The 20,821-nt window shown below is 43.8% G+C and carries 22 protein-coding genes; 11 read left to right on the top strand and 11 right to left on the bottom strand.

What is annotated here, in order from left to right; genetic code table 11:
* Nucleotides 1–5 precede the first annotated feature (5 nt).
* Nucleotides 6–752, top strand: a complete 747-nt coding sequence (locus BREVNS_RS09955; RefSeq protein ID WP_483426857.1) for an outer membrane lipoprotein-sorting protein — start codon at nt 6–8, stop codon at nt 750–752.
* An 8-nt stretch (nt 753–760) separates the two neighbouring features.
* Nucleotides 761–2,086: a hypothetical protein gene (locus BREVNS_RS09950; protein ID WP_483426856.1), complete on the top strand. Its 1,326-nt coding sequence runs from the start codon at nt 761–763 to the stop codon at nt 2,084–2,086.
* On the opposite strand, the gene BREVNS_RS09945 is transcribed toward BREVNS_RS09950, so the two are convergent.
* Complete coding sequence (locus tag BREVNS_RS09945) at nt 2,058–2,735, bottom strand: Crp/Fnr family transcriptional regulator (RefSeq protein WP_483426855.1); 678 nt, start codon at nt 2,733–2,735, stop codon at nt 2,058–2,060. The two genes, BREVNS_RS09950 and BREVNS_RS09945, sit on opposite strands and share 29 nt — an antisense overlap.
* A 91-nt stretch (nt 2,736–2,826) precedes the next feature.
* On the opposite strand from BREVNS_RS09945, the gene BREVNS_RS09940 reads away from it, so the two are divergent.
* Together BREVNS_RS09940 and hcp are read left to right on the top strand one after the other, a co-directional pair.
* Complete coding sequence (locus tag BREVNS_RS09940; protein ID WP_483426854.1) at nt 2,827–3,606, top strand: ATP-binding protein; 780 nt, start codon at nt 2,827–2,829, stop codon at nt 3,604–3,606.
* A 23-nt stretch (nt 3,607–3,629) separates the two neighbouring features.
* A complete protein-coding gene (gene hcp, locus BREVNS_RS09935; protein WP_483426853.1) occupies nt 3,630–5,258 on the top strand; it encodes a hydroxylamine reductase in 1,629 nt (542 codons plus the stop codon).
* Between the two features lie 65 nt (nt 5,259–5,323).
* Here the strand turns inward: hcp and BREVNS_RS09930 are convergent, their stop codons facing one another.
* Both BREVNS_RS09930 and BREVNS_RS09925 read right to left on the bottom strand, forming a co-directional pair.
* Entirely contained in the window at nt 5,324–7,435 is a 2,112-nt protein-coding gene (locus BREVNS_RS09930) for a carbohydrate-binding module family 20 domain-containing protein (RefSeq protein ID WP_483426852.1), read from the bottom strand.
* Between the two features lie 10 nt (nt 7,436–7,445).
* Nucleotides 7,446–7,646 carry a hypothetical protein gene (locus tag BREVNS_RS09925; protein ID WP_483426166.1) on the bottom strand — a complete coding sequence of 67 codons (201 nt, stop codon included), beginning with the start codon at nt 7,644–7,646 and terminating at the stop codon, nt 7,446–7,448.
* On the opposite strand from BREVNS_RS09925, the gene BREVNS_RS09920 reads away from it, so the two are divergent.
* Nucleotides 7,647–8,858, top strand: coding sequence for an IS110 family RNA-guided transposase (locus tag BREVNS_RS09920; RefSeq protein WP_483426851.1), 1,212 nt, complete (start codon nt 7,647–7,649; stop codon nt 8,856–8,858).
* Between the two features lie 302 nt (nt 8,859–9,160).
* Here BREVNS_RS09920 and BREVNS_RS09915 read toward each other — a convergent pair whose 3' ends face one another.
* Nucleotides 9,161–9,952, bottom strand: coding sequence for a FecR domain-containing protein (locus tag BREVNS_RS09915; RefSeq protein WP_483426850.1), 792 nt, complete (start codon nt 9,950–9,952; stop codon nt 9,161–9,163).
* A 130-nt stretch (nt 9,953–10,082) separates the two neighbouring features.
* On the opposite strand from BREVNS_RS09915, the gene BREVNS_RS09910 reads away from it, so the two are divergent.
* From BREVNS_RS09910 to xseA, 6 genes are all read left to right on the top strand, one after another.
* Nucleotides 10,083–11,330: a TolC family protein gene (locus tag BREVNS_RS09910; RefSeq protein ID WP_483426849.1), complete on the top strand. Its 1,248-nt coding sequence runs from the start codon at nt 10,083–10,085 to the stop codon at nt 11,328–11,330.
* 9 nt (nt 11,331–11,339) lie between these two features.
* The gene (locus BREVNS_RS09905) at nt 11,340–12,644 is read left to right on the top strand and encodes an efflux RND transporter periplasmic adaptor subunit (RefSeq protein WP_483426848.1); all 1,305 of its coding nucleotides are present in this window, start codon (nt 11,340–11,342) and stop codon (nt 12,642–12,644) included.
* A gap of 13 nt (nt 12,645–12,657) precedes the next feature.
* Nucleotides 12,658–13,377, top strand: a complete 720-nt coding sequence (locus BREVNS_RS09900; protein WP_483426847.1) for an ABC transporter ATP-binding protein — start codon at nt 12,658–12,660, stop codon at nt 13,375–13,377.
* On the top strand, nt 13,374–14,582 hold the full coding sequence (locus BREVNS_RS09895; protein ID WP_483426846.1) for an ABC transporter permease: 1,209 nt from the start codon (nt 13,374–13,376) through the stop codon (nt 14,580–14,582). Before BREVNS_RS09900 ends, BREVNS_RS09895 begins: the two co-directional genes overlap by 4 nt.
* A gap of 131 nt (nt 14,583–14,713) precedes the next feature.
* On the top strand, nt 14,714–14,914 hold the full coding sequence (rpmE, locus tag BREVNS_RS09890) for a 50S ribosomal protein L31 (RefSeq protein WP_483426845.1): 201 nt from the start codon (nt 14,714–14,716) through the stop codon (nt 14,912–14,914).
* The gene (gene xseA, locus BREVNS_RS09885) at nt 14,914–16,266 is read left to right on the top strand and encodes an exodeoxyribonuclease VII large subunit (RefSeq protein ID WP_483426844.1); all 1,353 of its coding nucleotides are present in this window, start codon (nt 14,914–14,916) and stop codon (nt 16,264–16,266) included. Before rpmE ends, xseA begins: the two co-directional genes overlap by 1 nt.
* Here xseA and BREVNS_RS09880 read toward each other — a convergent pair.
* Genes BREVNS_RS09880 through BREVNS_RS09850 form a run of 7 tightly spaced genes read right to left on the bottom strand, consistent with a single transcriptional unit; the run spans nt 16,217 to nt 20,722 of the window.
* Nucleotides 16,217–16,546, bottom strand: a complete 330-nt coding sequence (locus tag BREVNS_RS09880; protein ID WP_483426843.1) for a hypothetical protein — start codon at nt 16,544–16,546, stop codon at nt 16,217–16,219. The genes xseA and BREVNS_RS09880 overlap by 50 nt on opposite strands.
* Before the next feature lie 25 nt (nt 16,547–16,571).
* On the bottom strand, nt 16,572–17,360 hold the full coding sequence (locus BREVNS_RS09875; RefSeq protein WP_483426842.1) for a tetratricopeptide repeat protein: 789 nt from the start codon (nt 17,358–17,360) through the stop codon (nt 16,572–16,574).
* Entirely contained in the window at nt 17,357–18,307 is a 951-nt protein-coding gene (locus BREVNS_RS09870; RefSeq protein ID WP_483426841.1) for an MlaD family protein, read from the bottom strand. Before BREVNS_RS09870 ends, BREVNS_RS09875 begins: the two co-directional genes overlap by 4 nt.
* 9 nt (nt 18,308–18,316) lie before the next feature.
* Entirely contained in the window at nt 18,317–19,042 is a 726-nt protein-coding gene (locus BREVNS_RS09865; RefSeq protein WP_483426840.1) for an ATP-binding cassette domain-containing protein, read from the bottom strand.
* Between the two features lie 10 nt (nt 19,043–19,052).
* A complete protein-coding gene (locus tag BREVNS_RS09860) occupies nt 19,053–19,844 on the bottom strand; it encodes an MlaE family ABC transporter permease (protein ID WP_483426839.1) in 792 nt (263 codons plus the stop codon).
* Complete coding sequence (locus tag BREVNS_RS09855) at nt 19,841–20,161, bottom strand: hypothetical protein (protein WP_483426838.1); 321 nt, start codon at nt 20,159–20,161, stop codon at nt 19,841–19,843. The genes BREVNS_RS09860 and BREVNS_RS09855 overlap by 4 nt, the downstream gene beginning before the upstream one ends.
* A gap of 9 nt (nt 20,162–20,170) precedes the next feature.
* Nucleotides 20,171–20,722, bottom strand: a complete 552-nt coding sequence (locus BREVNS_RS09850) for a sigma-70 family RNA polymerase sigma factor (RefSeq protein ID WP_483426837.1) — start codon at nt 20,720–20,722, stop codon at nt 20,171–20,173.
* Nucleotides 20,723–20,821 lie beyond the last annotated feature (99 nt).

The following is a 20,821-nucleotide window of genomic DNA, read 5'->3' as shown; positions in this document are numbered from 1 at the left end:
CAGATATGAAAGAGATCCTCTTTTCGCTTGTTTTCTTTTCTTCCCTCTGGGGTATCACCGGGAGTGAACTTCTCTCCAAGATTGACAAACTCTATGAAATCCGAACCGATATCACTGCCAGGATTAAACTCACCCAGCAAAAGGGAGAAAGTATAAAGGTAATAGAAGCTATTTATTATCGAAGAGACGCTGATGATTCCTTTCTCATTATCATGACGGCCCCTGATATAGAAAAAGGTAATGGCTACCTCAAAGTGGGAGAAAATTTCTGGATGTACAAACGAAATACCCGTACCTTCCAGCATATCAATCGTGATGAATCGCTCTCTGGCAGTGACGCCCGAAGCGGTGACCTCGAAAAACGCAAGATGAGTGAACTTTATACGGTTGCTCTCGATGACAAGAACCGGGAAAAAATCACAGAAGAGAAACTGGGCAACATTCCTGTCTATCGAGTAGAAATTACCGCTAAAGTAAGCGATGTCACCTACCCAAAGCAAATCCTCTGGGTACACAAAGAGAATTTTCTTATCCTCAAAGCCCAGGCTTTTTCTCTCTCTGGAACCTTGATGCAAACTATTTATTATTTGAAGTACACCCAGATTGATGGGCGATATATCCCTCTTCAGCAGATTTTTGTTGATGAATTTGAAAAGGGAAACAAGACCATTTTAGACCTTTCTGGCATTTCTTTTGAGAAAATACCCTCTCATATTTTTACCAAGGCTTATCTTGAAAATCTGAGTAAATAGGAAAGGCTATGAAGAAACTCTTTTCACTCTTTCTCATGATAAGTGTTTTTGGATTCGGCCAGCAACTTGATGAGAACGCCCTTTTCCAGGAAGATACCCTGATTACTGAAGCCCCTCTTCTCACCAACACCTCTTCGAAGGGTATCTCTCTCACCGGCAATATACAAAGCCTCTTTACCTACTCTTTTGAGCGGGATAAACTCACCAATAAGGATAGCCAAGCAACTAACCTCTTCTCCTATGGAATAGGTGGGGATATTTTTGTTGACATTCGCCAGGAAAAGGGGTACAAAGCCTTCGTTGACATAGGCTTTCTTGCTACTTCTGGTGGAGTTCCTCTTCTTCGTACCTATGTTGATCCTTTGACGGCAACTTCTCTTCCTCTGATAGAAACCAATTCTTTTCTTGTCCAGATAAAAGAAGCCTTTGTCGATTTTCCCCTTTTTCATCTTCTTTATTTCCGGTTTGGAAAACAATATCTCACATGGGGGACAACCTATTTCTGGAATCCCACAGACCTTCTCAATCGTGAAAGAAAAACCCTGTCTACTCTCAATACTCCCAGAGAAGGCATATGGGGTATCAAGCTTCACATCCCTTATCAAACCCTGTTTAACTGGTACACCTTTTTAGATACCACAGAGATAAAAAATCTCAGCACCTCTGCCCTTGCCTCCAGGCTTGAACTCCTCTTAGGAAATACTGAAATAGGACTCTGTGGCTGGTGGAAAAAGCATTCCCTCTCTGTGTATGGGGCTGACCTTTCCACCCGTCTCTGGGGGTGGGATATCAAAGCAGAAGGAAGCCTCTCATACGGAGACAATCGCCCTGTACTGAAAGAAGAGATGATCCCCTATGGCCCGCTAACCATAACGAATTATACCACGGAAAAAACCACCAATAAATGGGTCTATCGTATTGCGGTAAACTTTTCGCACTCATGGGAACTCTGGGATGTAAAAGAGAGACTTTCCACCATGGTGGAAGTTTTTTATAACAGTGAAGGAAAGAATGACTCCCTTTTTGAAAATCCCACCAAAACCCAGGTGGCTCTTCTTTCCGGGGCTTATGTCCCTAATGAGTATGGAAAATGGTATGGTCTTCTTTCCATTGGATTTCGGAAACTCTTTGTAAGTGAAGTTTCTTCTCAGATATACATTCTTTGGAATATAGAAGACAGATCTGCGGTGTTAAGTTCCACACTTTTCTACAATCCTGTAGATGAGGTACAATCAAGTTTAGGTCTTGTCTGGTATACAGGAAAAGATAAGCAGGAATATACTTCTACTGATTTTCCTGTTGTTCTCACGGCACAATTTTCTTTGAAGTTCTGATATATTCATCAAAAAAACGTTTTTTTAGGATAATCGTACGTCTCGTCTGGGTCAAATATCCTTCCATCTCAAGTTTTCGAAAGATACGACAGAGTACCTGTCTAGCCATACCTAAATAGGTGGCTACTTGCTCAATGCTCATAGGTAGAATAATCTTCTCCTCCCCCTTGTAGGTATGTACGAGAAAAGACAACACACGACTCTGCACAGGTAATTGCAAAAGAATCATCCGGCGAGAAAGAATCACTAGCTTATCGGAAATATCCCTCAAAAAATTCCTCATCAGTTTCTCACATCTTGTCAAACAATTTTCCCATAAAACTTTTTCTACCCATAGCAATTTTCCTTCCGTAAGTGCTTCCACCGTCACAGGAAAGTAAGAATAAGAGGCAAACAAAATAGCTGGAGCTAATACCACTGGTGACTTGAGAATTTCAACCACAAGGGGTTCCTGAGAATAAGAAAAAGAAGAAAATATAGCACGACATTCACCTCCTGTTAATATCCAAAGAGAAGTATAAGGACTTCCTTCTAAAAAAAGTATCTCCCCTTTTTTGAAGTGTTTTTCTTTCCAGGGAAGTCGAAGTAACATCTCGCGTTCTTCCGAAGAAAGATCTTCAAAAAGAGAAAGATGCCAGGGGAAAAACACAAAACACCTCCGTTTTTGTCACCAAGGTGACAGAAAAATTCCTATAGAAGTAGTATACTATAAACAAACAAAAAAATCAAGGAGAGATTCGATGAAGAGACAAATGATAGTTATTGACCAGGAAAAATGCAACGGTTGCGGACTTTGCATACCAAACTGTCCTGAAGGAGCTTTGCAACTCATCGATGGAAAAGCTCGACTTGTATCTGAATTTTACTGTGATGGCCTCGGTGCCTGTGTAGGAGTATGTCCAGAAAATGCTCTTCACGTGGAAGAGCGGGAGGCCCTACCCTATGATGAAACAAGGGTTATAGAAAATATCATTCCTCAGGGAAGAAACGTCATAGATGCCCATTTGAAACATCTTGTTTCCCACAATCAATGGAAAGACTATGAAATTGCTCTTCGTATTCTTTCAGAAAAAAAGATCCCTTTTACCCATTTTGACTTCCCCCCAAAAACATCTTTATCCCTTTCAAAGGAATACGAAGCCTACACACTCACAAACTGGCCTATCCAGCTTCATCTAGTCAATAGTAGTAATGAATTGTGGAATAATGCTCATATACTTTTAGCTTCTGATTGTACTGCTTTCAGTCTTCCGGGTTTTCATAGCCATTTGAAAAACAAAAAGCTCCTGATTGCCTGTCCCAAGCTTGATAGCCATCAGGAGATTTATTTAGAAAAGCTCTCTACTATCTTCGAAAAAAGTGCTCCTGCTTCTTTTACTATCATGGTAATGGAAGTTCCCTGTTGTCGTGGACTTGCCTTTCTTGCCAAGAAAGCACGTGAAATGAGCGGAAACAATCTTCCCCTGAAGGTAATAACGGTGGGAATTGAAGGTACCATTGTAGGAGAAACAGAAATCTAATACCAAAGATGAGGAGGAATACCATGGAAAAGTCTATGTTTTGCTTCCAATGCCAGGAGGCTGCTGGTGGAATTGGGTGTAGTGTCAAAGGTGTATGTGGAAAAGATGAAAGGACGGCGCGTTTACAGGATGCCTTAGTTTATGCCCTACGAGGCCTTGCCGCTACGCATCAAGCCCTTCGTAAACAGGGAAAAAAAGACTCTATAGTCGCACATCTGCTATGGGAAGGATTATTTACCACTATCACAAATGCCAATTTTGATCCTACAGACTTTGTCTCTAGAATTATGCATATCACAGCCTATAGTAAAAAACTTCAGGAAGAATATCAACTCTCCGTACCTTCTTTTGCTAGAATGTCTCTAACTACCGAAGAGGATATTCATGCGCTTGAAGAACATGGCTCAATTCTTCAAGAAAAGGATGAAAATATTCGATCTGTACGAGAACTCATCACCTATGGACTCAAAGGAATTGCTGCCTATGCCTATCATGCTTCCCATCTTGGATTTGAAAATGATAATATTGCCGAATTCGTCGAGAAAGCTCTTGTTCAGTCTATAGAAGAAACTGAGTTATCAAAACTCCTTTCACTTGTTATGGAAACGGGTCAATATGGAGTAAAAGTCATGGAACTTTTAGACAAAGCCAACACCACAACCTTTGGTCATCCTGAACCCACAAAAGTATCTCTGGCTCCTCGTAATAAACCTGGTATTTTGATCAGTGGACATGATCTCAAAGATCTCTTTGAACTTCTGGAACAGAGCCAGGATAGTGGCCTCGATATATACACTCACAGTGAGATGCTTCCTGCTCATTATTACCCGGTATTCAAAAAGTATCCCCACTTTGCTGGAAATTATGGAAATGCTTGGTGGAAACAAACAGAAGAGTTTGAAGCCTTTCGAGGACCTATTCTTCTTACTACAAATTGTCTTGTGCCTCCCAGAGAAAGTTATAAAGAGCGTATCTATACGACTGGGCCAGTAAGTTTTCCAGGAACAAAACATATTCCTACGCTCGTCAATGGAAAGAAAGACTTCTCTGCCCTCATAGAACATGCCAAAACATGTCCTCCCCCTCTTCCTCTTGAAAAAGGAGAAATCATTGGCGGTTTTGCTCATCACACACTTCAATCTCTTTCAGAGACAGTCATTGATGCTATCCAGAAAGGATACTTGAAAAAGTTTGTGGTTATGGCTGGTTGTGATGGAAGAATGCCCTCTCGCCAGTACTATACCGATTTTGCTCGTCAACTTCCCTCAGATACCATTATCCTTACTGCAGGATGTGCCAAATATCGTTATAATAAACTTCGGCTGGGGGATATTCACGGTATTCCACGAGTACTAGATGCTGGCCAATGCAATGATTCCTATTCTCTCGTCATCACAGCTCTTCATCTTCAAAAGATACTTGGAGTTTCAGACATAAATGATCTTCCAATCATTTATAACATTGCCTGGTATGAACAAAAGGCTGTCATTGTTCTTCTTGCTCTTTTGTCCCTTGGGGTAAAAAATATCCACCTCGGTCCGTCCCTACCAGCATTTCTTTCCCCTCATATCGTGGAGATCCTTACAAAAGAATTTGATATAACAGGTACAACGACAGTAGAAGAAGATCTTGTTTCCTGGAACCTTCTCTAAAACCTTCAAAGAAAAGTCCTCTCCTGAGCGTAATCTCAGGAGAGGACTGGGTAAAATAATTCTCCTCAGAAGGAGACGGCAACGGAGACATTGTCTACATAAGAGTATTCAGAAGTACTACTCATTTTTGTACGGAAACGAACCTTAAAGTTTGCGTTTTTATACTGAGTAACATTATAAGAAACATTGGCAAGCGATAGTGTTCCTGTAAAAGAGGCTACTTGTACCCACGAGGTACCATTATAGACATCAACAGCCAGATATTCTCCACTGTCCAGCCCCGTAACCTGCCGCTTGAAAGCAAGAGTCACAGTTTTGGCATTTGTTACTTTGGCAAGAGACCACTTCAGTGTCATAATAGATTCAGTGGTACATCCATAGGCCCGTGCCATATAATTGTAATTATGCCATTTTCCAGCACCTGTATATCCACTGACGACCCAGTTTTGTGTAATTACATCCATTGTATCATAAAAGTTTCCATTAAAGGTAGGAGTAATACTCATCGTTTGACCACCTGTTCCCACATAATTTGCCCCATCCGACCATGTAGTGTCATTGATCAAAACCTTGTATTCAAATGTCGTACCTGCAGGAATCTGGGTTGTACTCCATGTCCACACATTACCCGTTGTCCAGGTCATAGCAATGCCCTTGTCCCACGATAATGGTGCTACACTTCCCCGGATGTACATGGTATTTCCGTATCCCACATCATAGGTTGCTTTTACGGTAGTAGTCGTTGTCGTATTCGTATTGGTGGTTGTTCCACTACTACCGTTGGTAGATATACTATACACAGCATATCCCCTTGGCGGAGCAGAAACAGTCACAACCCCTGTACTACTACAACTCACACTTGCCGGCTGATAGTTTTGCCCGCTTACTGTGGAAGACCATGCATACGCAACAAGTGTTTGTCCCTTCAAGTAGCTATTGCCTGTGGTCACCTGAGCACTTTTCCATGATGAAGGAGAGTCATTTATAGCTACAATATAACCAGGAGCCGAGGTAGAACTTCCCTTACTTCCATAAACAATCAAGTCTCCATCGTCACTTTTGAGAATTTCAATATTTGGGGACCCTCCACCTAATTTTTCTCTCACCCATACTAACTTCTTGATTCCATTTCCCGAACTTGTACCAGCACCTCCCCCTGTAGCAAGACCGTAGTTATAGTAGTCTTTCCACCAGATACAAGGGTATCCCTGGTAGGTCAGAATAAAAGCATATGCCATCATCTTATCCGTAGTAATTTCATCCGTATCATGATTCCCTACAAAGGTAACAGCTCGGAGAGGATTCTTCGCTGCATAACTCATACTGGTATTGAATACATTAGGAAGATATCCTCCACCCGAGGTATTGTTGCAAATATCCCGAAGGGTATAATAAAGGGCAAAATCAAATACAGAGGTTCCCGATGCACTCACCCAGCTATCGAGTACGCTTACACTCCCATCCCAGCACTCACCCACGCTAAAGGTAGGACTTGTGGCTGAATTCAATTGTTGAACCACCCAGCCACCATATCCTTTGACATAGTCATATCGCCAGCTATCAAACCCTGCGTTCGCACTATCTTTTAACCAGTTCATCCATGCTTTGAGATCATCCATGACAAACGTCTGATTATGGCATACATCTGGAAAACCCGCAAAAGTACCTTCGTCAGCAGAATGAATGTTATTGGGATGAAAAGCACTATACTGCCACATCGCTTTTCCACTTGCTACATTACGAAAATCTGTCCACGTATTTCCCCCTGTGTAAGGATTATACTCACTGGCACCACCAGATCTATGGTTAGGCACAATATCCGCCATACAGGAAACCCCATATCCTTTGAATGTAGCAATAGCTGATTTCAACTCTGCCTGAGAACCAAATCTGGTTTCTGTTGTGCCATCCTGATAGTACTGACCAAGATCATAGTAATCATGGGGATCATATCCCATTGACGTAGCACCGGTTTGTCCTTTAGAAGCCGGAGGAAACCAGATACGATTGATACCATACCCTCCTTCCATATAACGGAGTTCATAAGCCTTGCTTTTCATCGTATCCCACCACGTCCCTCCAGCAGGAACATCCCAATAAAATCCCTGCATCATTACACCACCAAACAGAGTACTAACTAACAGTACTTCTCCAATTCCGATTAACCACTTTTTCATATCCTACCTCCTACATAAAATTCCCTTTATAATAAACCACCCATCTGGCAGGAAGACGAATATTTCCTGGGCCAGAAGAGCCCTTAGAGGAGTCTGTCTCCTGCCTCCCGTACTCATCATAAGTTGATTGGGCTAAGAAGCCCTTGTCATAATGGAGTTTTGAGTGGGAGGACCTGCCAGAAACCACAAAATTCCATAAGGAGGAAGCCATATGCTTCACACCCCAACCCTTTTCGTCGGTATCGACGTCGCCAAAAAAGATTTCTTCGTCTGTGTCCTTGACGACCAGCGGCAGGTCCTTCACTCGTCTGCCCTCCCCATGGAGAGAGAGGGCTTTGACAAACTCCTCACCCTTCTCTCGATTTACCCAAAGGAGAGTCTGGTCGTCGGTCTTGAATCTACCGGCGGTTATCACCACCATCTTTTCAGGTTCTTGACCTCTCAGAGTTTCCGCACTTTCGTGCTTAACCCACTTCAGACACGAACGTTTTCCAGACTCTCCCTTCGAAAAACCAAAACTGACTCCATCGATGCTCATCACATCGCTCTTTTTCTCCTCTCCCAGTATCATTCCCTCGAAAAACCCTTCCGGCATCCATGTCCAGAACTCCGTAGCCTCACCCGTTACCGTGAAAAAGTCGTTACCCTCATCGCTATGGTAAAAAACCTCCTCGAGGACGCCATTTTCGACTGTTTTCCGGAAATCCTCGAGTACACCACAGGTTACCCAAAGAGCCTCCTTTCTCTCCTCCTGGCTTTCCCCAGCGCTACCGCCATCCAGAAGGCCTCTGAAAGTTCCCTCGAGGCCTTCTTCCCACCAAACAAACGGGGCAGAAAATCCCGCCTCTCCATCACTAAAATCAAAGAACTCGCCTCTTCCTCCATCGCTTCTCCAGACTCCGCCGAGGAAAACGTTCTCCAGAACATTATAAGCCAGCTCTTTTTCCTCCAGGAGCACCTCGAGAAACTTGACGCTCACATCCAGTCCCTCGCCCTTCAGGCTTTTCCCACTGAAATACAGATCCTTACCTCCGTCCCTGGTATAGGTCTTGTCGGTGCCGCTACCTTCCTCGCCGAAATAGGCTCTATCAGCCGTTTTGAGAACTACAAAAAACTCATCGCTTACGCAGGTCTTGACCCCGCTATTTATCAATCCGGACAGTCCTCGACCACAGGCCATATCTCTCGACGAGGGAACCGTCACCTCAGACGTATCCTTTTTCTCCTCGCTCGCTCTGTCAGACGTTTTGTCCCCGCTTTCGGTGAGTATTTTAACCTCAAATTTGCTCAATCCCGTGTTGCTAAAAAGGCCAATCTCTGCGTGGCTCACAAACTCCTTCGCCTCCTCTACGCCATGCTCTCTCATCAAACTACCTTCGACCCCTTTCGCCTTACCTCCTTCCCTCAGGAGGTGAATTTATAATAGTTGACTCCTCGTAGATGTTAAAAAAAGAATAGCAATTTTCATGCCAAAAAAGATAATGTATTATCTCATTCTCTTATAAAGAAATAAAACGAGAAATATTTTAACAAACACACTATAAAGACACAAAATTATGCATTTTGCATATGCAAAAAGTAGAAAAATGCAACATATTTCTATTTGTTTCAAAAAAGACAACTTTGATACTCAAGAAAAAAATATTTCCCTACTATGATGGCCGATCACGCAAAAGGCTGCCCACTAAGGGCAGCCTTTTGTTTGGCATAGAGAAACCTCTCTATCTATTTCACTTTGCTCTTTATCTTATCCACCGTTTCCTCTGTTTCATCTTCACCGTTTTCGGTATTTTCTTCATCATATTGCCGGAGTTCCTCTAACACACGCTCGGCATTCTTGACAGCCATAATACGAGACATGGTCTCTCGTTGAGCCTCTGAAAGGGCTTGTTTAAGAAGAGCTAAGTTATTCTTGCTCCTTTGAATGGTTTCTTCGAGAGCCTTGTTTTCCGCCATGGTCATGGTAAGCTCCTGATTGGCCTTCACCTCAACGGTGAGAAGCTTCTTTACCTCAGGATCCTTAGCCACTTCAGGGGGAACCTTGACCTGGCGGGTGAGAGAAACCGTCCCAGCGACAACCACACACTTTGAAGCCGCCCCTTCCTCATAATCAATAATAAAACGGGTACCACGTACGGCAGCAACCGCCACATCATTCTCCACCTGAACCACTTCACCCTGTTTCAGTTTGGTAAAGACATTCAAATGCACCTTGCCTTTCTTCACCGATACCGTTTCTTTCGTTCCGAGGCTCTTGAGTTGCACGACGGTATTCTGAAGCACCTGAAGACTGCGTTTTCCCTGATACACCATGGTTACCGAAGCATCCTCAGCTGTCCGAATCCAGGCGTTCTGCGAGAGTTTCATGCCTACCTCAACAGGCTTCCAGACCTTCCCTTCTGAGGAATACTCCACCTTTCCCACAAAACTATCCACCTCATACGCGGGTTTTGCCGCCTGAGAAGACACGATAAGGACTACACAGACTAACAAAAGATATATCCACCATCGTTTCATTGTCGCCTCCTTGATTTTCTCTTCCGTGTATACTATACCCACACAAAGAAAAAATTTCAAGAAAAATCCCATCTTGCAACCTTTTTTCTTTCTCTTGCCTTATTATAGTAAAACGCATTCAGGAGTAGTTATGAAACAGATGGTGTTAGGCTGTATTTTCGTGCCATCCTTTCTCTTTGCCACTTCTTTGAGTCATCTCCTCTTTGTTCTTTCCACCAACAATCCCTCTCTTCTCCAGTTGAAAAGCGAACAAAAGGCAGCTCTCGCCCAGAGTGAGGCTTCTGTGGCTTCTCTCTGGCAACCTTCTTTTCGCCTCTCCACAGGAATAGCCCTTTCTGAGGAAGCTTCTCCTTCTCCTACAGCCTCTCTAAGTGTTTCCAAATCTCTGAACCTCGGAGGAAAAGAATGGCTCTCTCTTCAGCAGAATTTTCTTCAAAACGACCTTTTCAAGAAAAAAGAAATCATCCTCAAAGCCTCTCTCAAAAAAAGCCTCTTTTCCACCTACTTTTCGCATCTCAAATTACTCGCTGAGGTCGAAGCTGCAGAGAGAAACTATGAATTAGCTTCAAAGAAAACAGAACAGTTCCTCCTTCAATATGAAATGGGGAAAATCACCCTTTCAACCCTCCAGGAACAGCAAACCAAAGCCTACGAGTCATACCTCTCCTGGCAAAACAAAAAACAATCGTTAGAAGAAAACCAGAATACCCTCTCTTCCCTTTTGGGAAATGCCCAGTTTTCCCCTTCTCCATCTGAGGAGGAACTTCGCTATTACCTTTCCTCTCTTGATATCTCTTCTTCTCCGCCCTTTTTAGAAAGAGATGAAAACTATCTCTCTCTTCTCTTTTCCCTTTCCAATACTCTGCTTGCTTCTAAAATACAACAGGCATCCTCTTACCCTGATATTGGTATCAGTGCCGGCTATCAAATAGGTATGAAAAAGAACGGCCTCTCGGGTCAATGGAACGCGGGTGTTTCCCTTTCTATGGACCCTTTTTCATGGTTACCGGGCTCTTCTTCGTTCTATGAACAGAAAAAAACACAGGAGAATCTGGCCAGCCTGAGGTCGCAGATAGAAGCCCGGCAAAAAACAGTAGAAAATTCTCTTCGTCTTCTTCGTACGCAAGAAAGTATAGCCCAACAAACCCTCACGTTTGCAGAACTTTCTTTTCAAGCGGTATCCAATCAGCTTGAAAAGGCAAAAGAACAATACGCTCTTGGCCGTATCTCAGCTCTTGATCTTCTTTCGGTAGAAGCTTCTTATCTTTCCACAAAAGCCTCACTTATTTCGGCGATGGTTAACCTGCTTACTATCCGATGTGAACTTGCCTTCTGGTACAATCCCGATTGGCCAGAATTTTTTCAAGAAAACAAATAAGGAGAACCTATGAAACGATGGTTTTTTCTTCTTTTTCTCGTCATTGTCATTGGAGGAGGTGTGTGGTGGTTCTTTGGGAGAAAGCCTTCCTCTCCCTCATATCAGGTAGCTACCGTTGAAAGGGGTACCATTTCACAAACCATCTCTGCCACCGGTAATGTAGAGTATGCCTTCAAGCATTACGTTTACGCGAAAACGGGTGGCATTGTCACGGGTGTCTTTGTATCAGCTGGGGATAGAGTGAAAGCAGGGACCCTCCTCGCCACGATAGATGATACGGACATCCGCTTGTCCTATGAAAAGAAAAAACAAAGCCTGATTCAGGCTTCTAACAACCTGATAAGTGCAAAACAAACCTATGATTATACCCGTACTCTGTATGAAAAAAAGTTTAGTTCTTCTGCCGAACTGGAAACAGCACGGTTTTCGTATGAAAACGCCTTGGCCGACTATCAAACCATCCTTCTTGATGTGAAAGAAAGCCAGCAACAACTTTCTTACTGCAGGATAACAAGCCCAGTCGATGGAATAGTCGCTGTCAATAACCTCAAAACAGGCACCAACATTACCGTATCCCCATTCCTTGCCTTCGTTATTGCCAGTCGCCCGGAAGTGATGCAGATTCAGGCTTCGGTGAGTGAAGTGGACATTTCCAGTATCAGAAAAGGGCAAAAAGTACGATTCACCGTTTCTGCGTTTCAGGACACCTTCGAAGGGAGGATCGAAGAGATCTGGCATCAACCTCAGACCTCTCAGGATGTGGTATATTATCCCGTTATCATTCGGGCTGATAATTCCTCTCGTAAACTTCTCCCTGGTATGTCTGCCACCATTGAGATTATCCTTTCTGAAAAGGAAAATGTCCTTCGCGTTCCTTCCCGAGCTCTTCGTCTTCAACCAAATGCAGAAATGATGGCTCTCCTCACCAATAGAAGTAAGTTCCCCTCTGCACCCCCTTCAGGAAGTTTCACCAATAGACCACGAAGAAACGAAGGCTTTTCTCAAACAAATAGACCTGCGGACAGAGCCACCCTCTGGCTCATCAACACCAATACGGGAGAGATTCGACCCATCGCTGTGAGAACAGGGCTTTCTGATGGACAATACACGGAAATTATACCCCTCAATGAAACAGAAGATCTCGAAGGCAAGACCTTCATCCTTTCTCTCTCAAAAACAAAACAAACCACTTCTTCTCAAACATCTTCTTCTGGTCAAAATAAAAATTCAAATTCTTCGAGCAATTCCACTGGTGGTATGCCTGGAGGTGGTATGCCGGCTGGTGGCAATACTCCTCCTCCACCGATGTTTTAGCAGGGGGAACGTTATGGAGTGGAATTTTCCTCTTATTCAACTCTCAGCCGTTTCTCGTGTTTATGAAGTAGATCACTCTGCCGATGCGGCTGTGCAGGCTCTGAGAGAGGTTTCTCTTGTTATCCATGAAGGGGATTTTGTTGCCCTCACGGGACCATCAGGTTCAGGAAAAAGTACCCTCATGAATATTTTAGGGCTTCTTGATACCCCAACCTCTGGACAATACCATTTCAAAGGTAAACCTGTCCACAAAATGTCTGCTGACGAACTTGCCTCCTTGCGAAATAGGACAATGGGTTTTGTGTTTCAGAATTTTCAGCTTATCCCTCGAACAACCGCCATTGAAAATGTGGAGGTTCCTCTGTTCTACCGTCGTCCCCCACTTCCCTCAAAAGAAATCCGGGAAAGGGCAAAAAATATGCTGGAAAAAGTGGGCTTGGGACATAGACTCTACCATTATCCAAACCAGATGTCTGGTGGACAACAACAAAGGGTGGCTATTGCAAGAGCCCTTGTAGGAAATCCATCTCTTCTTTTAGCTGATGAGCCAACAGGAAACCTTGATAGCCATACCAGCAAAGAGATTATGACCCTTCTCACTGAACTCAATGAGCAAGGCATCACCATTGTTATGGTCACTCACGAAGAAGACATTGCCGCCTATGCCAAAAAGATTATCCGTATGCGGGATGGGGAAATTCTTGAAACCATTGAGAGGAGGGTTTCTTTATGATTTCACAGATGCTTCTTTTAGCCTTTCGTTCTCTTTCTCGCAATAAAGTACGTACCATCCTCACCATGTTAGGTATTGTGATTGGCATAGCTTCTGTTTCCGTTATGGTCTCTTACGGAGAGGGAATGCAAAAACAGATAGAAAATAGAATCACCAGCATGGGGGTAAATCTTCTCACCATTTTCCCCACACGCTATAGAAGCAGTGGAGTTTCCATGGCTGGAGCCAACAGGCTTACCTATACTGATTATGAAGCCCTCCGAAAAGAACTCTCCGCGATTAATGGCATAACTCCTCTTGCCAGAAGTTCTGGAACAGTAGCCACCAAAGAGACCAGTTATTCTACCAGCATTTATGGTGTTTCCGCCGACTTTCCGCTTGTACGCAACTGGCAACTCAAGTGGGGAGAGTTCTTCTCTGAAGAAGAGGTAAAAAGTGGCCAATTTGTGTGTGTGCTTGGCAGTACCACAAGCAAAGAACTCTTTGGAGACGACTATGATCCCACAGGACACCAAGTCAAAATTCAAAATACCCTTTTTCGGGTGAGTGGTGTGCTGGCCAAAAAAGGATCCAGTGGTCCCCAGGACGAAGACGATCTTGTCCTTGTCCCCTACACCACCTACAAAATGCGTATAAACCAGTCCCAGTATATTCCTCAGATTTTAGTAAGTGCTCTTTCCAAAGATACTCTCTCCTCCACCATAGAGGAAATAACCACCATCCTGAGACGCACCCACAGGCTCAGAGACAATGTTTCCAACGACTTTCGTATCCTGAACCAGAGTGAGATGTTAGAAACAGCCCAGAGTGTCAGTGCTTCTCTCACGATTTTTCTGGTAAGTATAGCGGCTATCTCTCTTTTGGTCGGTGGGATTGGTATTATGAATATCATGTTAGTATCCGTAGTAGAAAGAACACGAGAAATTGGCATTCGAATGGCGGTTGGAGCAAGGCAAAAGGATATCCTCTGGCAGTTTCTCACAGAATCTATCGTCCTTTGTTTCGTAGGAGGAATTATTGGGCTTGGGGTGGGAATAGGAGCAAGCCTGTTTCTGAAAAAACTCTTGGGGTGGGCTATTGCCTTTTCGTGGCCTGTGTTTGCTCTTTCTTTTATGGTGACTTTAACCATTGGAATTATCTTTGGGTATTATCCCGCCAGAAGGGCATCCCTTCTCAACCCTATTGAAGCCCTCCGCTACGAATAAACTATGACCCTCCTGAAAGAGCCCCCGGTACATCCACCCGCTTTTCCGGGGGCTTTTTTTCAAAAAAATTGACAAAACCTTTTTTTTGGCTTATAATACTCTATACATTGAGAGCACAAGGAGAAGCTTCCATGAAGACAGGAATCCACCCTCAACTCTATGATACAGTGGTGAAGTGCACCTGTGGCAATGAATTTACCATTCGTGCCGCTGTTCCAGAGATTAACGTTGAAGTCTGTTCCAACTGCCACCCCTTTTATACCGGTCAGAAGAAGCTGGTCGAACGTGGTGGTATGGTCGAACGCTTCAAGAAGCGCTACAATATCAAGTAATGCCCCAGGAATCTGGTTTTCCCGACAGTTATCTGTCTGTGTCAGAGATCGGGGAACGTGCAGAAGAGGCTCTCTTAGGCACGTTCCCTGATCCTTTTTGGGTCAAAGGGGAAATCACCAATCTCAGCAATCAAAAAAACCTTTCTCTTGCCAAAAATTATATCTTTTGCGCCCTCAAAGACGAAAACTCCCAGATCACTCTCTACATTCCTGCTTCTTCTTCCGCTTTCAAACTCATTCCATCCCTTCAAGATGGCACAGAAGTGTATGTCTATGGAAAAATAAACTATTACACCAAACAGAATTCTATAAGCTTTCGGGTATTTTCTCTCTTGGTAAGTGGAGAAGGAGAACTTCGTCGCCAGTTTGAGCTTATGAAAAAACGTCTTCAGGAAGAAGGACTTTTTGATCCACAGCACAAAAAACCCATCCCGCTCTTTCCCCGCACCATAGGAGTGGTCACGTCCTCTACCGGAGCAGCTATTCAGGACATTCTCAGCCGTACCTTTCAACCTTATGGAGCGGTGGATGTGGTGCTTTTCCCTGTAGCCGTCCAGGGAAAAGCTGCCGCCACAGAAATAGCCCAGGCTATAGAAATAGCCAATCTCTACTTCAAAAACACCATAGATGTCCTGATTGTAGGAAGAGGGGGCGGATCTGTTGAAGACCTCTGGGCTTTCAATGAAGAGATTGTGGCACGGGCTATCTTCGCCTCAGAAATTCCCATTATTTCCGCTGTGGGGCATGAAGTGGACTGGACTATTGCTGATTACGTGGCTGATATGAGGGCTCCCACCCCTACGGCGGCTGCAGAACACCTCATGAAAGAGATTATTGCTACCAACCGTTCACTTCGGTATCATGCCAATACGCTGTGGAATATATTAGCCACTCGTTTTCAGATTGTCCAGCGCTCTCTCGAACAGGCCAATCCAGAAAACCTCTTTGCTCTTTTAGAGCATCGTCTCACTACCACACGAAAAAATTTATCCAATATCGCTTCAAGGCTTCTTCCCTCTCTTGATCACACCATTGAAAATACCTCACTTCATCTTGCTAACCTTTCAGAAAAAATGATAGCAGAGTATTCCAAGAGAATTCAGAAAACGAAAAACACCCTTCTCCTTTTAGGGGAAAAAATCAAAAACCTCGATCCCCTCAGAACCCTCGAGAGAGGATATTCTCTCACCTATACGCTTACCCCTCACGGAAAAAAACTCCTCCGCTCCCCCATGGAAGTGAACGAAGGAGATCAGATTCTCACAAGGTTAGCTAACGGTGAAATAACCTCGCAGGTGAGGACTACCACGTGTCAGAAAACGGAAAAGCCCCATCCGAACGGAACTGCTTGATATCAAACGAGAGAAGCCATGGCATCTCTCCCTCTTTCTCAAGGTAGATAGCCCCGAAGACAAGCAGTCTGGCCTTGTAGGTTTTGCCCTTCCACTGAAAAACCACGTTGTAGTAGTCATTGGAGATAATCTGAATATTCTTTCGTTCTTCCCGGGGAACCCTGAGATGCTGATAGAGAATACCCATATAAGGAAAACCAGAGGGAATAATAATCTCTACACCAAAAAACTGTCCCACCACCAGTAAACTCACAACCATCGCAACTATCCATCGTTTCATAAAAAACCTCCTTGTCTCTTCTATCTTATCGAGAAACCTCTTTTTTGTCAAGAGAAAATCTCAGAAGTTCCTCATAATACACCGCCTTCGGTTCATCCCCTTTCAGACGATAAACCTCGGCAAGTTGAGAAAGATCCTTTCGTATCCCCTCGAGGTTTTCTGCCTTTTGATCGTAGGCCAGAGCCTTTTGAAAAGCCTGAAGGGCCTTTTCATAATTCTTTTCACCTTTTGCCACAAGCCCAAGATAATAGTGATAAAGCCCAAGCACATCATAATCCGAGAAGAACCAGAGGGAAAAACCTGCCCCTTCAAGTACCCGCCGGGCTTCACTCAGGTTTCCCTCTTCGAGATAGAAATCCGCATAATGAATTCTGCCCAGTACTTTTTCTATCTTTGTCCTGGCATAGAGAAGCATGGTCTCATAGGACTGTTTTGCCATTTGTCTGTCTCCTCGTCTCTGAAAGTAGCGTGCCCGTACCAGAAGGAGATCAAACGAACGGATATTTTCACGAGATGCAACCTTTTCTCCTTCCCGGAGATAGTTATCTGCCATCTCTTCCTGATTCAAACGAAGAGAGACCTCGGCTAAATTGGCATATTGTTTCACCATTTCCGACGGCAAGTAGAGCTGATACGATTGTTTCAGGGCTTCCTCAAAAAAGGTCCTGGCTGCCTCGTACTCCTGCCGACGAAAAGCCGTGATTCCCGCCGAAGACGATCTTTCAATTCCCTTTTTCACCTCATTCCGAAGCGTGGGATTTCGGCTACACCCCACAACCACAAGCAAAAGAAAAATAGCTATCTTTTCTCTCATTTTCTCTCTCCTTGTTTCAGGGATGGTGAGGAAGAACTACTCCCCAAGATACCTCGCAGGCTCTGAAGCACAGCACGAAGTTCAATGAGGTTATCCTTGAGAAGAGACGTGAGTTGTTTCACATCATCAGGAGTCCCCTCAAGTTTCCCACTCACCGTAGCAAGACTCTGAAGACTTTTATCCACAGAAGCCAAAATATTCTCCAATCGAGTGTAGAGTTGTTTCTTATCTTGAAGAAGGGCTCCCACCGTGTTATTCTCTGAACGAAGCATCGTGGTGAGGTCTTTGAGATTTTTGGTGATGGTTTCAAGGTTAGCCAAGGAAGCAAGTACCCTATCAGAAGTCACCGTTGATTCACCCGTACGAAGGCCTCGAACAATGAGGTTAAGTTCTCCAGTGGTATTCTGCAAGTTCAAGAGAATACCCTGAATGGTTGGCTTGAGTTCTATCACCCCATCTAACACATCCTTCACCTTGGCGGTGAGGTCATCCTTTGAAGGCTGTTGTTGGGCAATCAGTTGCAGGACTTCCTGTCCTTTTGGCATATCCATAGAAAGCACAAGGCTTTCAGGGGGTAGCAACTGACTATCCACCTGGGGAAGCACGAGAATAAGAGAAGCCGCTCCCAAAAGAGAGGTCTGAACCTTCAAAACCGTATTCTCCTGGACAAGTTCTTTGTAATCCTTCAGGATATAAAAATCAAGCGATACTTTCCTATCCGAGGTGAGCGCAAGTTTTTTAATTTTGCCCACAGTAATTCCTTTGTATTTTACAGGCATTCCGCTGGTCAAACCATAGGCCTCATTGAGAATAGTATAATACCGCACCTTTTGCTGCAAAACATCACTTCCCCGCAAAATAAGGATAACCACCGTAAGCAGGAAAAAAAGCCCCACAAAGAGAAACACCGCTACGGCTTTCTGAGCTGATTTAAAGGTAAACGGCATACACCCTCCTTATTCCTGATGACAGAGGGACTGAAGTCCCTCCACGGTACACTGTCTCGCCTCCTGTGGTGTACCACTAAAAAGCAAACGACCATTCTCAAGGTAACCCACACGTGAAGCGACAGACATACCAAAACCCACGTCATCACTCACAAGTATCATAGTCTTTCCTTTCTCTTTCAATTCCTGAAAGAGGCTTTTCACCTTTCGCTTGGAAACCGGATCGAGGTTAGCCAAAGGATTGTCCCAGAAAATATACTCCGGATCATGCATAATGGCACGAATAATATTGACAAGCATCTTCTCCCCCATACTGAGAGCTGCTGGCCTGAGTTTGAGTTCCTGCTGGAGTTGAAACATTTCCACATAGGGCATAATTCGCTTCATGGCCTCCTTGAAAGAGAGATTCTGGTTGTATCGAAAAAAAAGTGTAAGGTTATCCTCTATACTCATATTGCTGATAAGCGCAGCATTCTGAAAAACAAACCCACACTGACAATGATAGGCAAGCATCTCTTTTTGATTAAACTGAAGTATATTCTTGCCCCCCACGATCACCTCTCCCTTCTGAACTAATTGAAGCCCTGCAATCGTTTTGAGAAGAGAAGATTTTCCACTACCAGATTTTCCCAAAAGATAATACACTGTCCCCGAAGGAATAAACTCTTCAATCTCCTGTAAAACTATCGCCTCACCCAGCACGAGCGAGAGGTTTTTGATATAGATATTCCCCATCGTTGTCCTCTCAAATATAGAATATCACGGTGAGAATCGCATCCAGTACAAAGAGCATGGTAATCGAACTCATTACTGCCGCTGTCGTTACCTGAGGGATCTGTGTACTCACAAAAGCCTGAAACCCATGAAACACAGAAACCACCGCGATAAACATCCCAAAAAGCGCACATTTCAAGAAACTGGCCAAAATATCCATCAACGTAATACTATTAAACACATACTCAAAGAAAAGCTCATACGAAATACCCCCCACCACATTGGCTACCACAAACCCTCCCACAAGAGCTAACGTGCTGAAGTAGATATTGAGAAGAACAAGAGAAACCACCATCCCGACAATACGGGGAAAAACAATAAACTTCAAGGTATCAATACCCTGCATCTCAAGGGCATTGACCTCATCGTTCACCATCATGGTTCCAATCTCAGCGGCTATAGCCGTTCCCGAACGACTGAGCACAATAAAAGCGGTAAGCACTGGACCAAGTTCCCGTACAATCACAATGTTGAGAAGCTTTCCCACAAAATCGAGTGCCCCCACCCGCGAAAGCTGGGTAAACCCTTGAAGAATAGTGATAGCCCCCAAGGCTAAAGCCACCACACTGATAATCTTGATGGCCATCACCCCTGTAAAATAGGTCTGCATAACGATCACGGCGTTTACCTGATCCCGACCCTTTTTGTCAAAGAGATAATTGCGAAACGAATACACAATAAGCGCAAAAATTCCTCCTAAAAAGCGAAAAAAACGTTTCAGCCCAATCCATTGCCGGGAAAACCAGGCTAAAACCCTTCTCATTTCTCCCCCTTCGCATTCTTTGGCAAAAAGGTATTATACAGTAAGCCAAAAAGCCAGGCAAGAAGCCCTGCATCCAGAGCAGAGAGAAAAGTAAGGGCAAGAAGAGAAACCACATTATTTTGCAGATTTTTTACAAAAGAGAGCAATGGATCATAGCTAAAGCTCACAAAAACCGAATACAAAGAAGCCACCTGAGAGAGTTTTTCAAATACAGGTGTTCCATATCCTGTAGCCACAAACCATATCCCCATCAGAAAGGTAACCCCACCCACTAACAAAGCCGCACTCAAAGCGAGTGCCTTGAGATTGAGTTTCATCTTTTCCTCCTATTTTTCAAGATAGGTCTTGAGTTCATGGCGAATTTTATAGAGAATATTATCCACCTTTTTTGGAGAAATGGCAAGTTCTGAGGCAATATCAAGATAACTTTTTCTTTCTACAAAACGCTTGATGACCACCTTCTTCTCTATGGGAGAAAGCAAAGAAAGAAAATCCTGCCAGAGGAGCTTCTCTTCTGTTTTTTCTTCCATCGAAAGGGTTTCCTCAGCCATCTCAGCCAGAATATCAGGATCCATGGTACCCTCTTGAGACGAAAACTTCCGAAGGTAACTCATCAAATGATTCCATACACATACCTTGGCATAGGTAATAAAACGGGTATTCTTCTCAGGACGATAATTTTTGACAGCCTCAGAAATAGCAATCAGTCCCTCCTGCACAAGGTCTTCCTTATCCCAGAAAGCAAGAGTTTTTATCCACCTCTCAATACGATACCGATATCGCTTGTAAAACTCTTTTTCCGCACTCTTGTCCCGCATCACAAGAGAGAGTAACTCTTCATCCGTCAAAGAAGAATAAAAACTCTGTTTTACGTTCACAAAGACCCCTGAAAATTTCCGTTTTCTCCTTTAATCATCGTATAAATAGGGGGAAAAACTCAAGTGTTGTAAAATTTTCTTTTTCCAGTTATACTATAA

Source organism: Longinema margulisiae (assembly GCF_025266855.1).
Classification (GTDB): domain Bacteria; phylum Spirochaetota; class Brevinematia; order Brevinematales; family Thermospiraceae; genus Thermospira.
Note: the sequence above shows the minus strand (reverse complement) of the source record. Positions and strands in the feature narration are given on the sequence as shown.

Bases quoted from the DNA above. Each gene is read 5' to 3' on its own strand.
- BREVNS_RS09955 (WP_483426857.1), top strand. From the start codon at position 6: ATGAAAGAGATCCTCTTTTCGCTTGTTTTCTTTTCTTCCCTCTGGGGT.
- BREVNS_RS09950 (WP_483426856.1), top strand. From the start codon at position 761: ATGAAGAAACTCTTTTCACTCTTTCTCATGATAAGTGTTTTTGGATTC.
- BREVNS_RS09940 (WP_483426854.1), top strand. From the start codon at position 2,827: ATGAAGAGACAAATGATAGTTATTGACCAGGAAAAATGCAACGGTTGC.
- hcp (WP_483426853.1), top strand. From the start codon at position 3,630: ATGGAAAAGTCTATGTTTTGCTTCCAATGCCAGGAGGCTGCTGGTGGA.
- BREVNS_RS09930 (WP_483426852.1), bottom strand. From the start codon at position 7,435: ATGAAAAAGTGGTTAATCGGAATTGGAGAAGTACTGTTAGTTAGTACT.
- BREVNS_RS09925 (WP_483426166.1), bottom strand. From the start codon at position 7,646: ATGGCTTCCTCCTTATGGAATTTTGTGGTTTCTGGCAGGTCCTCCCAC.
- BREVNS_RS09920 (WP_483426851.1), top strand. From the start codon at position 7,647: ATGCTTCACACCCCAACCCTTTTCGTCGGTATCGACGTCGCCAAAAAA.
- BREVNS_RS09915 (WP_483426850.1), bottom strand. From the start codon at position 9,952: ATGAAACGATGGTGGATATATCTTTTGTTAGTCTGTGTAGTCCTTATC.
- BREVNS_RS09910 (WP_483426849.1), top strand. From the start codon at position 10,083: ATGAAACAGATGGTGTTAGGCTGTATTTTCGTGCCATCCTTTCTCTTT.
- BREVNS_RS09905 (WP_483426848.1), top strand. From the start codon at position 11,340: ATGAAACGATGGTTTTTTCTTCTTTTTCTCGTCATTGTCATTGGAGGA.
- BREVNS_RS09900 (WP_483426847.1), top strand. From the start codon at position 12,658: ATGGAGTGGAATTTTCCTCTTATTCAACTCTCAGCCGTTTCTCGTGTT.
- BREVNS_RS09895 (WP_483426846.1), top strand. From the start codon at position 13,374: ATGATTTCACAGATGCTTCTTTTAGCCTTTCGTTCTCTTTCTCGCAAT.
- rpmE (WP_483426845.1), top strand. From the start codon at position 14,714: ATGAAGACAGGAATCCACCCTCAACTCTATGATACAGTGGTGAAGTGC.
- xseA (WP_483426844.1), top strand. From the start codon at position 14,914: ATGCCCCAGGAATCTGGTTTTCCCGACAGTTATCTGTCTGTGTCAGAG.
- BREVNS_RS09880 (WP_483426843.1), bottom strand. From the start codon at position 16,546: ATGAAACGATGGATAGTTGCGATGGTTGTGAGTTTACTGGTGGTGGGA.
- BREVNS_RS09875 (WP_483426842.1), bottom strand. From the start codon at position 17,360: ATGAGAGAAAAGATAGCTATTTTTCTTTTGCTTGTGGTTGTGGGGTGT.
- BREVNS_RS09870 (WP_483426841.1), bottom strand. From the start codon at position 18,307: ATGCCGTTTACCTTTAAATCAGCTCAGAAAGCCGTAGCGGTGTTTCTC.
- BREVNS_RS09865 (WP_483426840.1), bottom strand. From the start codon at position 19,042: ATGGGGAATATCTATATCAAAAACCTCTCGCTCGTGCTGGGTGAGGCG.
- BREVNS_RS09860 (WP_483426839.1), bottom strand. From the start codon at position 19,844: ATGAGAAGGGTTTTAGCCTGGTTTTCCCGGCAATGGATTGGGCTGAAA.
- BREVNS_RS09855 (WP_483426838.1), bottom strand. From the start codon at position 20,161: ATGAAACTCAATCTCAAGGCACTCGCTTTGAGTGCGGCTTTGTTAGTG.